This window comes from Dryocola clanedunensis (assembly GCF_038405435.1).
Classification (GTDB): domain Bacteria; phylum Pseudomonadota; class Gammaproteobacteria; order Enterobacterales; family Enterobacteriaceae; genus Dryocola; species Dryocola clanedunensis_A.
Genome location: NZ_JBBYHZ010000002.1, coordinates 332,214 through 347,580, shown reverse-complemented (window position 1 = coordinate 347,580; position 15,367 = coordinate 332,214). Strand labels below are relative to the sequence as shown.

Sequence of the window (15,367 nt, the reverse complement as noted above, 5' to 3'; positions counted from 1 at the left end):
TTCTCATCTCCTTTTATACCCCTCACCCTAACCCTCTCCCCTGAGGGGCGAGGGAACTGGATTGGTATGGTTTTCCCCCTCTCCCCTGCAGGGAGAGGGCCGGGGTGAGGGACGAAACTATCGCCCCAGATAGACTTCTATCACCCGATCGTTGGCCTGCACTTCGCGCAGCGATCCCTCCGCCAGCACCTGACCCTGGTGTAATACCGTTACGTGGTCGGCGATGGTTTCAACGAAGCCCATGTCATGTTCCACCACCATCAGGGAATGCTTGCCCGCGAGGTTTTTAAATAACTCTGCGGTGTATTCCGTTTCCGCGTCGGTCATCCCCGCTGCGGGTTCGTCCAGCAGCAGCAAATGAGGTTCCTGCACCAGCAGCATGCCGATTTCCAGAAACTGTTTCTGCCCGTGGGACAGCAGCCCCGCCTGGCGGCTGCGTTCGGCGCTCAGGCGCAGCGTGGTGAGCATTTCGTCAATGCGGTCGCGCTGCTCTGAATTGAGCTTTGCCTTCAGGCTTGCCCAGACGGATTTATCCGCTTTCTGCGCAATCTCCAGGTTTTCAAACACCGTCAGCGCTTCAAACACCGTTGGCTTCTGAAACTTGCGCCCTATTCCGCACCTGGCAATATCGGCAGGCTCCAGGCGCATTAAATCCGTAGACTGGTCGTAAAACGCCTTACCCGTTTGCGGCTTCGTTTTACCGGTGATGACGTCCATCAGCGTGGTTTTCCCCGCGCCGTTCGGGCCAATCACGCAGCGCAGCTCGCCCACGCCAATGTTCAGCGACAGGTTCGTCAGCGCCTGGAAACCATCAAAATTCACGTTGATGTTTTCAAGCATCAGGATCGGATCCGTCTGGTCGCGGTAGCGGTCCGTCAGGTGCTGACGGGTAAACAACGGTTCGCCTGGCTGCATTATTTATCCCTCCTGCGCAGTAATCCGATGACGCCGCGCGGCAGGAACAGCGTAACGACGATAAAAATCAGCCCGAGGAACAGCTGCCAGTATTCCGGCACCGCCATGGTGAAGTAGCTTTTCGCGCCGTTGACCAGGCCCGCACCGAGAATGGGGCCAATCAGCGTGCCGCGCCCGCCCAGCGCCACCCAGATTGCCGCCTCGATGGAATTAGTCGGCGACATTTCGCCAGGGTTGATGATCCCCACCTGCGGCACGTACAGCGCGCCAGCCAGGCCACAAAGCACGGCGGATAACGTCCAGACAAGCAGTTTGAAACCTCGCGGATCGTACCCGCAGAACACCAGCCGGTTTTCCGCGTCGCGCACGGCGGTCAACACGCGGCCAAACTTGCTGCGTGCAAGGGCAAAACCAATGCCCAACGAGGCGATCAGCAGGATCACCGTGGCGATGAACAGCCCGATGCGCGTGCTGGTCGCGGTGATTGGCATCCCCAGCAGCGTGGTAAAACCGGTAAAGCCGTTGTTGCCGCCGAAGCCGGTTTCGTTACGAAAGAACAGCAGCATCCCCGCATAGGTGAGTGCCTGGGTCATGATTGAGAAATACACACCTTTGATTTTCGAGCGGAAGGCAAAGAAGCCGAATACCAGCGCCAGCAGCCCCGGCGCCAGCACGACCAGCGCCATTGCCCAGGCGAAGTGCTGCGTTCCCCACCAGAACCACGGCAGTTCGCTCCAGGAGAGAAACGACATAAACGCGGGCAGCCCGTCGCCTGCGGCCTGGCGCATCAGGTACATCCCCATCGCGTAGCCGCCCAGGGCAAAGAAAATGCCGTGCCCGAGAGAAAGCAGCCCGGCGTAGCCCCAGACCAGATCCAGCGCCACGGCCACCGTGGCGTAGCAGAGTATTTTGCCCACCAGCGTTAACGTGTATGTCGATAAGCTCAGCGGATGCCCGGCGGGCAGCAGCGTTAAAAACGGCAGCGTCAGCAGTAGCGCCACCAGCAGCGTTCCCAGCACCAGGCTAAAACGAGGCGCGCGGCGGGTCACGGTTAAAGTCAGCGGCAGGCTCATCAGTCAGCTACCCTCCCTTTCAGCGCGAACAGGCCCTGTGGACGCTTCTGGATAAACAGAATAATCAGCACAAGGATGAGGATTTTCCCCAGCACCGCGCCAATCTGCGGCTCGAGGATTTTGTTGAAGATGCCCAGACCAAAGGCGGCGGCAACGCTGCCGGCAAGCTGCCCGACGCCGCCGAGCACCACCACCAGGAAAGAGTCGATGATATAGCCCTGGCCAAGCTCCGGCCCGACATTGCCGAGCTGCGAAAGCGCCACGCCGCCCAGCCCGGCAATCCCGGAGCCTAGGCCAAACGCCAGCATATCGACGCGCCCGGTAGGCACGCCGCAGCAGGCCGCCATGGCGCGGTTTTGCGTCACTGCCCGCACGTTCATGCCCAGCCGGGTTTTATTGAGCAGCAGCCAGGTGAACAGCAGCACCAGCATCACAAAGCCCAGCACCACCAGCCGGTTCCACGGCAGGATAAGATTCGGCAAAACCTGCACGCCGCCGGAAAGCCACGCCGGGTTAGCCACCTCCATGTTCTGCGCGCCGAACACCATGCGCACAATCTGGATCAGCATCAGGCTGATGCCCCACGTCGCCAGCAGCGTTTCCAGCGGGCGGCCGTATAAATGGCGGATCACCGTGCGCTCAAGCGCCATGCCGATGCCGCCGGTAATCGCAAAGGCGACCGGCAGCGCCACAACCGGGTAGAAAGTCAGCCAGGCGGGCGCGTAGTGCTGGAAGGCGGTCTGTACCAGCCATGCGGAATAGGCGCCCAGCATCAGCATTTCGCCGTGGGCCATATTGATAACGCCCAGCAGGCCGTAGGTAATCGCCAGGCCCAGCGCCGCCAGCAGCAGAATCGAGCCGAGGGATAAGCCCATGAACGCCTGCCCCAGGATGTCGCCGAGCATCAGCCGGTGCTGGATTTTTTGCAGCCCCTCATCCGCCGCCTTTCGCACCTGTTCGTCAGGCTCAGCCTGCGGGTTTGTTAGCGGCTTGAGCAACGCCTGGGTATCCGGGTCAGCGGAATGTCCCAGCAGCTCAACGGCGCTAAGCCTGGTCTTTGCATCCGGGCTTGCCAGCTGGAGCCGGGCTACGGCGCCCGCAAGAGCAGCACGAACATCGCTGTCCTCTTCGACTTTAAGCCTTTGTTCCAGCAGAGGAAGGAGATCGGCGTCGGCATCGCGCTGAAGCGCCTGTGCTGCCCCCAGCCTTTCAGTTACGTTGTCACTTACCAGGCGATGGCTGGCCAGCGCGCTGCCCGCCAGAACGCGAAGGCGGTTGGTGAGGCGGAGTTTTTTTACCTCTCCGACCGGGGATTTGACGTCACCCAACGGCGACAGCGCGGCGTCATTCTGCGCAAACGCGTGGTGCTGCTCGTCCGTGACCAGATTCTCCTGCGCGAGCGCGCTAAGCAGCGGCAGACGAGCGGCGTCAGGTGCGGCGGCCCAGCTTTGCAGCAGCTTAGCCTGCTGGCTGCGGTTAGCCGCCGCAAAATCTTCGGCATCCCCCGCGCGGGCGAAACACGGCAGCAGCCAGGCTACGATAAGCAGCCAGCGGACTAGTTTCATGGTCGTCTCCTGTTTTTTTGGTGGATGGCGCTGCGCTTATTCACCCTACACGGCGCAGCGCCTTCCCGGCGGGTCTGACTCAGTTGCTCGCCGTCTTCACGGGCGCGTCAGATTTCTTGTCGTTGCCGGTGATAAACGGGCTCCACGGCTGGGCGCGAACCGGGCCTTCGGTCTGCCACACCACGTTGAACTGGCCGTTATTTTCGATTTCGCCGATCATTACCGGTTTGTGCAGGTGATGGTTGGTGGCATCCATGGTCAGCGTGAAGCCGGAAGGTGCCTTAAAGGTCTGTCCTGCCATCGCCTCGCGGACTTTATCCACGTCCGTCGTGCCCGCTTTTTCTACCGCCTGCGCCCACATATGAATGCCGACGTAGGTTGCTTCCATCGGATCGTTGGTCACCACGGTGTCGGCGTTCGGCAGCTTGTGGGCTTTGGCGTAGGCCTTCCACTCGGCAACAAACTGCTTGTTGGTTGGGTTATCCACGGATTCGAAGTAGTTCCACGCGGCAAGGTTGCCCACCAGCGGTTTGGTGTCGATGCCGCGCAGCTCCTCTTCCCCTACGGAGAACGCCACGACGGGAACGTCCGTAGCTTTCAGGCCCTGGTTAGCCAGCTCTTTATAGAACGGCACGTTGGAGTCGCCGTTGATGGTGGAGATCACCGCGGTTTTGCCACCGGCGGAGAATTTTTTGATATTGGATACGATGGTCTGGTAATCGCTGTAGCCAAACGGCGTGTAGACCTCTTCGATATCCTTGTCCTGAACGCCTTTGGAATGCAGGAACGCGCGCAGAATTTTGTTGGTGGTGCGTGGATAAACGTAGTCCGTGCCCAGCAGGAAGAAGCGTTTCGCCTCCCCGCCGTCTTCGCTCATCAGGTATTCCACCGCCGGGATAGCCTGCTGGTTAGGGGCCGCGCCGGTGTAGAATACGTTTGGCGACATCTCTTCCCCTTCGTACTGCACCGGGTAGAACAGCAGGCCGTTCAGCTCCTCAAACACCGGCAGCACGGATTTGCGCGACACCGACGTCCAGCAGCCAAAGACCACCGCCGCCTTATCCTGGCTCAGCAGCTGGCGCGCTTTTTCTGCAAACAGCGGCCAGTTAGACGCCGGATCGACCACTACCGGCTCCAGCTGTTTCCCCAGCACGCCGCCCTTCGCGTTAATGTCCGCGATGGTCATCAGCGCCACGTCCTTCAGCGGCGTTTCAGAGATGGCCATGGTGCCGGACAGCGAGTGCATAATGCCGACTTTGATGGTGTCGGCGGCCTGCGCGCTGAACGCCAGCCCCATGCTGATAACGGAGGCAGAGAGCGCAAAAGCTTTAACAAAGGTACGACGGTGCATAGTTGTCACTCCAAAAGTATTAAGGAAAAACCCCACGCTTCGCCTGCTGAAGCATATGGAGAGTAATCTGACGAACCTCTTTCTGACTTGCGGCAATGTGGTCGTGTAAACGGCTCTGCGCCTCCTGAAAATGACGGTCTAAAATGGCGAGCAAAATCTGCCCGTGCTCGTGATACGTCGCGCTGACGCGTGGCCGCTGGGTAAAATCCAGCCGCCGCACGATACGAATTTTTTCGGTGATGTCGCGGTGAACCCGCGCCATTTCAGGGTTCCCCGCTGCATCTACCAGCGTCATGTGGAACGCCTCGTCGTGGCTGGCAACCTCGCCGCCGTCCGCCAGCTGCGGAGAGTCAATCCAGAAGTGCTTCAGCGTCTGCAGCGGCAGCGGCTTCACCTCCGGCGGTAGCGCACACAGCCGCTTCACCGCTTCAAGCTCCAGCACAATCCGCAGGTCGTAGAGCGATTCCAGGTAGTCAAAATCCACCGCTTTGATCTGCCAGCCGCTGCGGGGCTGCACCCCGACGTATCCTTCCTGCTCCAGGGCGTACAGCGCCTGGCGCACCGGGGTACGGCTGGCGTCCAGCCGCCTTGCGATATCGTTTTCGCTGAAGCGGTCTCCCGGCAGCAGCTGGAAATCGAAAATCTCCTGTTTCAGCTGGCGGTAGATGCGCTCTGCGATGCCTTCAGGTTTTTTACTGGTTTGCATAGTTTCCCCGTGCGGAAGACGCGCACTTTTCCGCCAGCCGTAGGGTGGATAAGCGCAGCGTCATCCACCGTTAAGCTTCAAGCCAAAGCAGCGCGTCCCCAGGCCCCACGGGGCGGCCCTGCTGGCAGCTGATGCGCGTCACCGTCCCGTCGCACGGCGCGGCCACCAGCAGCTCCATCTTCATGGCCTCCACCACGATCAGCGCTTCGCCCTGCTTTACCCTCTGGCCCGGCTCCACCAGGATCTTCCAGATGTTGCCGTTCAGATCGGCGCTGACAAGATGCCCCTCCTGATCCTCCAGAATCTCCTGCTCCGCCTGCATTGCGCTTTCCACGGCGGCGCTTTCCTGCTCTTTCCAGTGGGCGACCTCGCTGTTAAAGGCAAGCTGCTGACGACTGCGGAAGTCAGCGATATCCTCGGCGTTGTCCTCCAGGAACTGGCTGTACTGCGCAAAATCAAACTCGACCTCCTCGACGCGAACCTGCGCACGCCCCTCCCGGAAGGCCGAACGGAATGCCGTCAGTTCGTCTTCGCTTACCGGGTAGAAGCGCACCTGGTCGAAGAATTTCAGCAGCCACGGCTCGTCGCCAAACTGCTCGTTTTTGAGGAACTTGTTCCAGATTGGCACCGTGCGTCCGACCAGCTGATAGCCGCCCGGCGAATCCATCCCGTAGATGCACATGTACATGCCGCCGATCCCGACCGTGCCTTCTGCGGTCCAGGTGCGGGCCGGGTTGTATTTAGAACTGAGTAAACGGTGGCGCGGATCCAGCGGCACGGCACAAGGCGCGCCGAGATAAACATCGCCCAGGCCCAGCACCAGATAGCTGGCGTCGAAGAGGATCTGCTTCACTTCGTCGCGGTTCGCCAGCCCGTTGGTGCGCTGGATAAAATCGACGTTGTTGGGCAGCCACGGCGCATCTGCGCGAACGGTTTCTTTGTAGCGCTCAACGGCTGCCAGCGTGGCGCTGTCTTCGAAGGCCATCGGCAAATGCACAATCCGTGAAGGAATTTTGAGTTTTGTGACGTCGCCGAGCCGTTTCTCCAGCCCTAACAACAGCGTCAAAAGCTGCGTCTGGGAGATATGCTGGCTGTCATAGCGCACCTGCAGCGACCGCACGCCGGGCGAAAGCTCCTCAACGCCGTTCGCATTGGCCTGCTTAATCGCCTTCATCAGCAGGTAGATGCGCAGGCGCAGGGCCAGATCCAGTACCTGATCGCCGTACTCAATCAGCACGTAATTATCACCGGCCTGGCGGTAAACCACGGCGGGGAAGCCGCTCTGCGCGGGCAGTTCAGCCAGGATCGCCGCGCTGGATGTGGTATCGGGCAAAATTCCCGGATGCAGGTCCGGCAGCGTGGCAACATGAAGAAGATTGGTGACCGCCACCTCCTGTGCGATTTCCAGCGACTGCGCGTGTTCAAAAGTGATGGCGTGGAAACGAATGCGGTCGCCCGGCTTCACCTGCCCGACCTTCCACAGCTCCGCTTTAGCAATGGTGACCGGACAGACAAATCCCCCGAGGCTCGGCCCGTCCCGCGTCAGGATCACCGGGAAGTCGCCGGTGAAGTTCACCGCGCCAATGGCGTATTCGCAGTCATGGACGTTGGAAGGATGCAGCCCGGCCTCGCCGCCGTCGGCCCGCGTCCATTCCGGCTTAGGCCCGACCAGCCGCACGCCGAGGCGGTTGGAGTTGTAATGAACCTGCCATTCCGCGTCAAAGAAAGTCCGCATGGATTCAGGGGTGAAGAAGTCCGGCGCGCCGTGCGGGCCGTAGAGCACGCCGATTTCCCATACTTCACCGTACTGCGGGATAACAGCCGGTTCCGGCGTTTGCGGCAGAGAGATAGGCGAAGGCGTGGTGCAGGCTGGCAGGTTAGGCTGCGAAATAGCCAGCACGTCCGCGACGCGCAAAGTGCGCCCGGCGTGGCCGCCAAACTGCCCGAGCGCAAAGGTGGAGCGGCTGCCGAGGTAAACCGGCACGTCCAGCCCGTTGCGAACGGCCAGATAAGTGCGGCAGCCCGTGGTGGCGCGCCCAAGCCTGAGCGTTTGTCCGGCCTTGATGATTACCGGCTGCCAGTACGGGACAGGTTCCTCGTCAACAGTCGCCGGGCAGTCTGCGCCGGTCAGGGCAATAGTCGCATCGCTATGGAAGCGCAGCGTCGGGCCCTGTAGGGTGAACTCCAGCCCGGCAGCGGCAGGATGGTTACCAACTATGCGGTTTGCCAGACGGAAGGCGAAGTCGTCCATCGGGCCGGATGGCGGCACGCCGATGTCCCAGTAGCCGAGGCGGCCAGGGCTGTCCTGCACGCTGCTCCAGGTGCCCGGCTCCAGCACTTCTATCGCATGGGCTTCGTAGACAACCGTATCCAGCAGGCGCGTCCACATCACGCCGGCTTTGAATTCCGCCAGCTGAACAATCTGGCGCAGGTAGTCCAGATTGGTGGCGATGCCGTGCAGACGGGTCGCCGCCAGCGCCTCGTTCAGTTTACTTAACGCCTGCTGACGATCGTCACCGTGGACGATCACTTTGGCGATCATCGGATCATAGAAGGCGCTGACTTCGCTGCCGGTGCTCACCCAGCCGTCCACGCGAACGTCCTCGGGGAAGCAAACGTCCGTCAATACGCCCGGAGCTGGCTGGAAGTTTTTTAGCGCGTCCTCGGCGTAAATCCGTACTTCAATCGCTGCGCCCTTTGGCGGCAGCGCGAGGCGTTGCCAGTCCAGCGTTACGCCAGCGGCAACGTTCACCATGCACTCAATCAAATCCAGGCCGGTGACCATTTCGGTAACCGGATGCTCTACCTGCAATCGCGTATTCACTTCCAGGAAATAGAACGCATCGCGAGCCGCATCGTAGATAAACTCCACGGTGCCCGCGCTGCGGTAGTTAACGGATTCACCCAGGGCAACTGCGGCGGCATGAATTGCCTCGCGTGTGGCCTGCGGCAGATTTGGCGCGGGGGTTTCTTCCACCACTTTCTGGTTGCGGCGCTGCAGCGAGCAGTCGCGTTCGCCAAGCGCCACCACTTTGCCTTTGCCATCGCCGAAGATCTGCACTTCAAGATGGCGCGCCCGGTCGACAAACCGCTCGATAAAGACGCCATCGTCGCTGAAAAACTGCTGTCCCATGCGCTTTACGCTGGCCCAGGCTTCCGTCAGCCCTGCCTCATCGTCACAGCGGGTAAGGCCAATGCCGCCTCCGCCAGCGGTGGTTTTCAGCATCACCGGATAGCCAATTTCTGCCGCCGCCAGCTGCGCTTCCTGCAGAGTGAGCAGCAGCCCGGTGCCCGGCGTCATCGGCACATCGGCTTTGAAGGCCAGGTCCCGGGCGCAGTGCTTCAGGCCAAAATCACGGATCTGCGCCGCCGTCGGGCCGATAAAGACAATCCCGGCCTCTTCGCAGGCCTGTGCGAACTCGGCTCGTTCAGACAGGAAGCCGTAGCCGGGAAAGATGGCCTGCGCGCCGCTCTGTTTTGCCGCTGCGAGAATTTTGTCGATATCCAGGTAGCTCTCCGCCGCCTTTTCACCACCAAGAGCGACGGCAACGTCAGCGTCCATCACGTGCTGCGCGTTTGCATCCGGGTCGGAATAGACCGCTACGCTGGTAATCCCCATTTTCTTAAGCGTTCTGATAGCGCGAACGGCGATTTCGCCACGGTTGGCAATTAAGACTGTGCTGAACATATTTCCTCCTCAGGCGCTGTGGTGACGGGCAAGCCAGGCTTTCCAGCCGCCCCACGCGGTGATATCCGTGGCGTCAGCAAGGGCCGACGATTCGCAAATAAACCCTTTCACGGTGGTGCCGTCATCAAGCGTGAGGGTGCCAATGCCGAGCGGCGCGGGAATTTCCGCCACAAACTCGCCAAAGCGCGCCAGCGGGATGTCCCACAGTTCAAGCGCAATCGGCTGCCCTTGCTGGCTGCGGGCCAGGCCCGGCTTTGCGGGCTGGGTATTGGCTAAGGCGTAAAGGCGGTAGTTGTCGGCGGTACGGGCTTCTTTGATGAAAACCGCGCTGCGCGTGGTGAGCTGATGGTTCAGCGGCATGCCGCGCAGGTGCGCGCCAACCACCGCCACACGGACGTGATCCGCAGACGGTTTTTCCGCCGCCGCATCCGGCATGGCTATGTTCGTGGCGCCTAAAGGTAGATTTATCGCGGACTGCCATGCGCTGCCAAAGTGGCTCAGCGCCTGGTCGTGCCATGCTGGGGCAATCAGCGTGATCCCGGCAGGCAGGCCGTCATCCCGAAAATCCCCCGGCAGCGCCAGCGCGCAGAGATCGGCAAGGTTGGTGAAGTTGGTGTAGGTGCCAAACTGCGAGTTGTAACGCACCGGCTCCTGCGCCATTTCCGCGATGGTGTGAATAGTTGGCGAGGTTGGCACGACCAGCGCATCAAACTCCGTCAGCCGGGCGTTAATTTTCCGGGAGAGTTCGGCGCGGGTATATTCCGCCTGCCAGGCGTCGCAGGCGCTGAAGTTCAGGCCGTTAGCGACGATGCCGCGCACGGTCGGATCCATCTCTTCCGGCTGATTTTTGAAGATTTCACCCACCGCTACGGTGCGTTCGGCAACCCAGGCAGCGTTATAAAGCTGCTCCGCCAGCGCGTTAAAATCGCCGAAGTCGATGGCAACCAGCTCTGCGCCCTGCTCCCGCAGCCGTGCCAGCGATTTAGCAAACGCTGCTTCGCTTTGCCTGTCGCCGAAAAATTCGAGCTTGTCCGGGATGGCAAAGCGGGGTTTATCGCTGAAGCGAGCCGGGGCCGATTTCGGATTTGCACGGGAATAGGGATCCTGTGGATCGTATCCGCCCGCTACCGCAGCCACGGTTTGCGCATCGGCAACCGTTAGGGCAAAGACGGACACGCAGTCGTTCAGGCGGCAGGCGGGAACCACGCCGTGGGCAGAAAGCCAGCCTTTGGTCGGTTTAAGGCCCACGATGTTATTGAACCCCGCTGGCACGCGGCCCGAACCGGCGGTATCAGTCCCCAGCGCAAAGCAAACCAGCCCGCGAGCCACCGCTGATGCAGAACCGGAGCTGGAGCCGCCGCTGACATACTCAGGATTAAAAGCGTTCTGCACCGCGCCAAACGGCGAACGGGTGCCGACCAGGCCCGTGGCAAACTGATCGAGATTCGTTTTGCCGACGGCAACTGCCCCCGCCGCTTTCAGCCGGGCGACGACCGTTGCGTCCTGCTCCGGCAGATAAGTAAAGGCCGGACAGCCCGCGCTGGTGGGCATGCCGGCGACATCGATATTATCTTTCACGGCAAAAGGCACGCCTAATAGCGGGAAGTCATTAACTTGCTTTTCGCCGGAATTAATCAGCTGGAATATCGAGGTTAACTGAGAATATATTTCGTCATGCGTGGCGATATATATCCACGCGCTGTCTTCGCGGGATAAATTAGCATCCAGGCTCTGATAAGCCGCCACCAGCTGCTGCGGCTGCTGGCGATAAAACGCGACCCATTCGGATATGGTGGAAACTGACATAAGCTGGCATCCCATCTGGTATACAAGATGAGACTGTTAAAGCATTAAGCGTGCCAGTTATTTATTATGGTTTTAATTCAGCGAGATAGATTAAATATAAGATTTTCTTATTTTATATTTGCACTATTGTAGAGCGGAATTTCGATTAATTAACGTTTACGTGGTGCAAGCGATGGATGACGCTGATACTTATCCGCCTTACTTAATAAAAATAGCGAAAGCGTCATCCACCGTAAAATCTGCTAAATAATCGTGCCGCCTTTGGTTAACTCTTCCCGGCGATGCTCCGCCTCTTCGCGAGTGTGATGCCCTTTGTGCGCTATGGCGGTGCGCAGACGCTGCTGCTGGGTATAGCGATCTTCACGGCTTAATTCCGCATCGTCGCTCAGCTCAATCAGCAGTTCGTTCATATGCTCAATGCTGCACTCAGCAATTTGCGCGTCTACGCGTGCGATAACGTCGTCCAGATGTGCCATGGTTTCTCCTCTTGTCGGTGGATGACGCTTTCGCTTATCCACCGGTTAGTTAATCTTTACCTTCGAAAAATCACTGCCGTTCAGGCTGACACTATACCCACTCACGTTGCTGCGCGTGGCATAAAATGTTTTGCCGTTGGCCAGCGGGATCCACGGCGCCTGCTGATAGAAAATCTCCTGCGCCTGCTCGTAGAGCTTCGCACGGGCAGCCGGGTCGCTGGTCAGCTTCGCCTTCTGGATCAGCGCGTCGTAGCCCTTATCGCACCAGCGGGCGACGTTCGAGCCGCTCTCGATGCTGCCGCAGCCTAACAGCGTATCGGCGAAGTTATCCGGGTCGCCGTTGTCGGACATCCAGCCGAACAGCGCCGAAGAGTCTTCCCCTTTGCGCATGCCGGAGAGGTATTCGCCCCACTCAAAGGTGACGATTTTGGCGTTTACGCCCACCTTCGCCCAGTCCGCCTGAATCATCTCCGCGATGCGGCGGGAGTTCGGGTTATACGGGCGCTGCACCGGCATTGACCACAGATCGGTTTCAAACCCCTTCTCAAGCCCGGCCTGCTTCAGCAGCGCCTTCGCTTTTTCAGGATCGTAGCTGTAATCCTTGAGGTCTTTGTTGTAGCCCATCATGGTCGGCGGAATTGGCGAATTTGCAACGGAGCCGGAGCCCATGAACACGGCGTTAACGATGGCTTTTTTATCCACCGCGTAGTTAAGCGCCTGGCGAACCAGCACGTTATCAAACGGTTTTTTAGTCGTGTTGAATGCCAGGTAGCCCACGTTCAGACCGTCAATGGAGTGCAGCGCAAGGTCTTTATTAGCTTTGATAGCATCGAACTGAACCGGGCTCGGCGCGGGGATAATCTGACACTCGTTCTTCTGCAGCTTCGCCAGGCGAGTCTGCACGTTTGGCGTAATCGAGAAGATCAGGTGTTTAGTCGGCACTTCGCCGCCCCAGTAGTTCGGGTTCGCGACGTAGCGGATCAGGGAGTCCACCTTATATTCCTGTAGCGCGTACGGCCCGGTGCCGATGGGCTGGGTATCCACCAGTTCAGGGGTGCCCTTTTTCATCATCGCATCCGCATATTCCGCGGACAGAATTGAAGCAAAGTCCATGCCCCAGTCTGCAAGGAACGCCGCATTCGGCTCGCTCAGCGTAAACTGCACGTGATAGTCGTCGATTTTTTTCACGTCGGTGATGAGCTTGTCCAGCCCGACGTCGTTGAAGTATTCGTAGTTCGCCTGCGAAACCTTGTGATAAGGGTGGTTCGCATCTTTCTGGCGCATCACCGAGAAAATAACGTCATCGGCATTAAAGTCACGCGTCGGCTTAAAGTATTTGTTGCTGGTGAACTTCACGCCTTTGCGCAGCGTGAAGGTGTAGGTCCTGCCGTCCGGGCTGATTTTCCACTCCGTTGCCAGCGACGGCACGGGCATATTATCGCTCGGACGGAAGGTAATCAGGCGGTTATACAACGTCTGCGAGCTGGCGACAAAGGTCGGCCCGGAGCTGGCGATCTGCGGGTTAAAAGATTCCGGCGAGGCTTCGGAGCAGTAAATCAGCGTGCTGGCAGGCGCGGCATACGCGGCACCGACGGTGGAAAGAGCGGCGATCAGCAGCCCGAGAAGCGTTTTCCCTGTAGACATAGCGTTGCCTTTATTAGTTTGCCAAATGGATAGTGTGATTATTATTTTGAATATTAATATCAACACAGGCGGGCGCGGGCGGCAAATAACAAAAGTCTATCTTGTTATTCATTTTGAGCGTTTTTTGCTTATTTTGGCAGCAGCGGCAGGAGATAAAGCTGGGGTTGTGCGCCCTCTGCCGGACTGGAAGAGGGCGAACAGGAATAACGTTACTTCAGACTTTCCGGCAGCTTAATTACCCACAGCTCATTGAGCGACTGCGGCTTCTCCAGCGGCTTCAGGCCGATTTTAGTCTCCACCGTTTTGCCGTCGCGGGTCAGGTGCCCTTTGCCGTCCACCTCATAGTCGTCCGGGTTATCCAGCACCGGCTGCAGGCCAAAGTCGTTATCGTTGATGACCGCAATAGTCTGGCTATCGATAAGCGTCATGCCCTCGGCTTTTTCCTGCTGCCAGCCAAGCTTGCGCAGATCCAGCACCTCTTTCTTTTCCGCCAGCCTGATGCCGCGCGACTTAAGCTGCTGCGCATCGTTAAACTCTGGCGCCTGCTCTTTATCGAACCCGCTCAGGTCCGTAGCCTGGGAAAGATCGACAACGTAGACCAGATTGCGCATGACTTTGTTTTTATCGCCGCCCTGCTCAAGCAGCAGAATGCGGTGGTCGTCCAGCGCCACGATGTCGCCAATTTTGGCATCTTTGGCCTTCTTGTAAACGTCGGCATCGATTGGGTAGCCGTACATCGCCGTTTTGCCGGTAGCAGGGTCGATGCTGACCAGGCGGGTAAACAGCGCGCTGTTTTTACTTTTGCCGTCGATATCCAGCGTGCTTTGCACGGCGGCGATAATGCGCCCGTCCGGCATCCGCGTTATCCCTTCAAACCCACGGTTGGCCTGTCGCCATTTGATGATATTCGGCAGGCCCCCGGCCACGCCCTGCTCGCCCTGTTCCGCCTGCGGGCCGTACTTTTTGAGGATTTTACCGCTGGCGTCAATATTGACGATAAACGGGCCGTATTCATCGCACAGCCAGTATCCGCCCTTGCCGTCCGGCGTGATGCCTTCGGTGTCCAGCCCGCGTTTGTCACTCGCCAGCTGCATCAATTTATCATCCAGAGCAACTTCGTTGGTTGCGCCAATCAGCCCTTCCGGCAGCGGCAGGCCGCTTACTGGTCCCTGGTCGTCATGCAGCGGGTGGGCGTCGGTCGCCAGCGCTTTGCCATCGCCCACGCGGAGGGTCATCAGCAGCGGCGTAAACTTCGGACTGGCAAAAATTTTAGAATCTTTTTTGCCCGCCTTCGGCGAGTCGGCATTTGGACCGCGATCGGTCACCGTGGCGAAAATCAGATCGTTCCCTTCTTTACGCAGAAACTGTAGTCCGGAGCCTACGCCCACCGGCAGGCCGTCGGGAAACTGGCTGGCGTACGTGCCGGTATAGGCAACGCGGTCACCCTGCGGAAAGGTGACAACGTAACGATTAACCAAAGGCTCAGCGGCCTGGCTTAACAGAGGGAAAAGAGAAAGAGCCAGCAGCGCAAGGGGTTTTAATTTCATTGTTTTACGGATCCGTGGTTTTGGTGTCACGGAGTTATAAAACAGTCAGATGACATAATTATGACGGCTGAAGGCGGTCTCCCCCTGAGTGCAGTCTCTTAGCCACAACTCTTCCCGGTCATGCGCCAGGGTGGGATCTGTTAACCTGCTGGCATTCCGTTCACCCGTACGTCTGGCTATCTCTGCTACCGTTGCGAACGGTGAACGTGTCATGGGGATTACGCCATCCCCCTGACGACCCCGGCGCCCGGCAAATAAATCGCCGCTGAAGCGGTAAACTCCGGTTTTTACCCAACATGCAGGGTCGTTCGCGATTCGTTCCCGACGATCGCTCTCTCACGTGGTTCCCGACCACGTGACCCTGCCTGAAGGGCAAAAACCGGAGCGATTTAAGCCGGGAACAGGGTGTCGCTTTGAGTTAACTATCGCATCAGAAATAGCATCGCTTTAAAACCTACAGCGACATCGGAGGTGGGACGTTCACCGGTTCGGCAGCAACATATGCCACCTGACGCAAAGTGAACGGAATCTTCTCGATCTCGCCAGTAACTGACTCAAAGATCTATATAAGAGACAGTCCTGTGCGGGGGAGAAAA

General features: G+C 59.0%; 11 protein-coding genes. 1 reads left to right on the top strand and 10 read right to left on the bottom strand.

The features are described 5' to 3' along the window. Nucleotides 1-117 precede the first annotated feature (117 nt). The 9 genes from urtD to AAE045_RS05600 form a co-directional block, all read right to left on the bottom strand. Entirely contained in the window at nucleotides 118-915 is a 798-nt protein-coding gene (urtD, locus tag AAE045_RS05640) for an urea ABC transporter ATP-binding protein UrtD (protein ID WP_455546849.1), read from the bottom strand. Continuing rightward, entirely contained in the window at nucleotides 915-1,988 is a 1,074-nt protein-coding gene (urtC, locus tag AAE045_RS05635; protein ID WP_202301630.1) for an urea ABC transporter permease subunit UrtC, read from the bottom strand. The genes urtD and urtC overlap by 1 nt, the downstream gene beginning before the upstream one ends. Beyond that, nucleotides 1,988-3,553: an urea ABC transporter permease subunit UrtB gene (urtB, locus tag AAE045_RS05630; protein ID WP_455546848.1), complete on the bottom strand. Its 1,566-nt coding sequence runs from the start codon at nucleotides 3,551-3,553 to the stop codon at nucleotides 1,988-1,990. The genes urtC and urtB overlap by 1 nt, the downstream gene beginning before the upstream one ends. Before the next feature lie 79 nt (nucleotides 3,554-3,632). Further along, a complete protein-coding gene (urtA, locus tag AAE045_RS05625) occupies nucleotides 3,633-4,904 on the bottom strand; it encodes an urea ABC transporter substrate-binding protein (RefSeq protein WP_455546847.1) in 1,272 nt (423 codons plus the stop codon). Nucleotides 4,905-4,923: 19 nt separating this feature from the next. Then, nucleotides 4,924-5,610, bottom strand: coding sequence for a GntR family transcriptional regulator (locus tag AAE045_RS05620; RefSeq protein WP_455546846.1), 687 nt, complete (start codon nucleotides 5,608-5,610; stop codon nucleotides 4,924-4,926). A 70-nt stretch (nucleotides 5,611-5,680) separates the two neighbouring features. Then, nucleotides 5,681-9,298, bottom strand: coding sequence for an urea carboxylase (gene uca / locus AAE045_RS05615; RefSeq protein WP_455546845.1), 3,618 nt, complete (start codon nucleotides 9,296-9,298; stop codon nucleotides 5,681-5,683). Nucleotides 9,299-9,307: 9 nt separating this feature from the next. Beyond that, nucleotides 9,308-11,104, bottom strand: a complete 1,797-nt coding sequence (atzF, locus tag AAE045_RS05610; RefSeq protein WP_455546844.1) for an allophanate hydrolase — start codon at nucleotides 11,102-11,104, stop codon at nucleotides 9,308-9,310. 242 nt (nucleotides 11,105-11,346) lie between these two features. Next, nucleotides 11,347-11,580, bottom strand: a complete 234-nt coding sequence (locus AAE045_RS05605; protein ID WP_455424488.1) for a DUF2526 family protein — start codon at nucleotides 11,578-11,580, stop codon at nucleotides 11,347-11,349. A gap of 45 nt (nucleotides 11,581-11,625) precedes the next feature. Continuing rightward, nucleotides 11,626-13,224, bottom strand: a complete 1,599-nt coding sequence (locus AAE045_RS05600; RefSeq protein WP_455546843.1) for an ABC transporter substrate-binding protein — start codon at nucleotides 13,222-13,224, stop codon at nucleotides 11,626-11,628. 34 nt (nucleotides 13,225-13,258) lie between these two features. Between AAE045_RS05600 and AAE045_RS05595 the strand changes: the two genes are divergently transcribed. Next, nucleotides 13,259-13,459: a hypothetical protein gene (locus tag AAE045_RS05595; protein ID WP_455546842.1), complete on the top strand. Its 201-nt coding sequence runs from the start codon at nucleotides 13,259-13,261 to the stop codon at nucleotides 13,457-13,459. Here AAE045_RS05595 and AAE045_RS05590 read toward each other — a convergent pair. Next, the gene (locus tag AAE045_RS05590) at nucleotides 13,434-14,771 is read right to left on the bottom strand and encodes an esterase-like activity of phytase family protein (protein WP_455546841.1); all 1,338 of its coding nucleotides are present in this window, start codon (nucleotides 14,769-14,771) and stop codon (nucleotides 13,434-13,436) included. The genes AAE045_RS05595 and AAE045_RS05590 overlap by 26 nt on opposite strands. Between the last annotated feature and the right edge of the window lie 596 nt (nucleotides 14,772-15,367).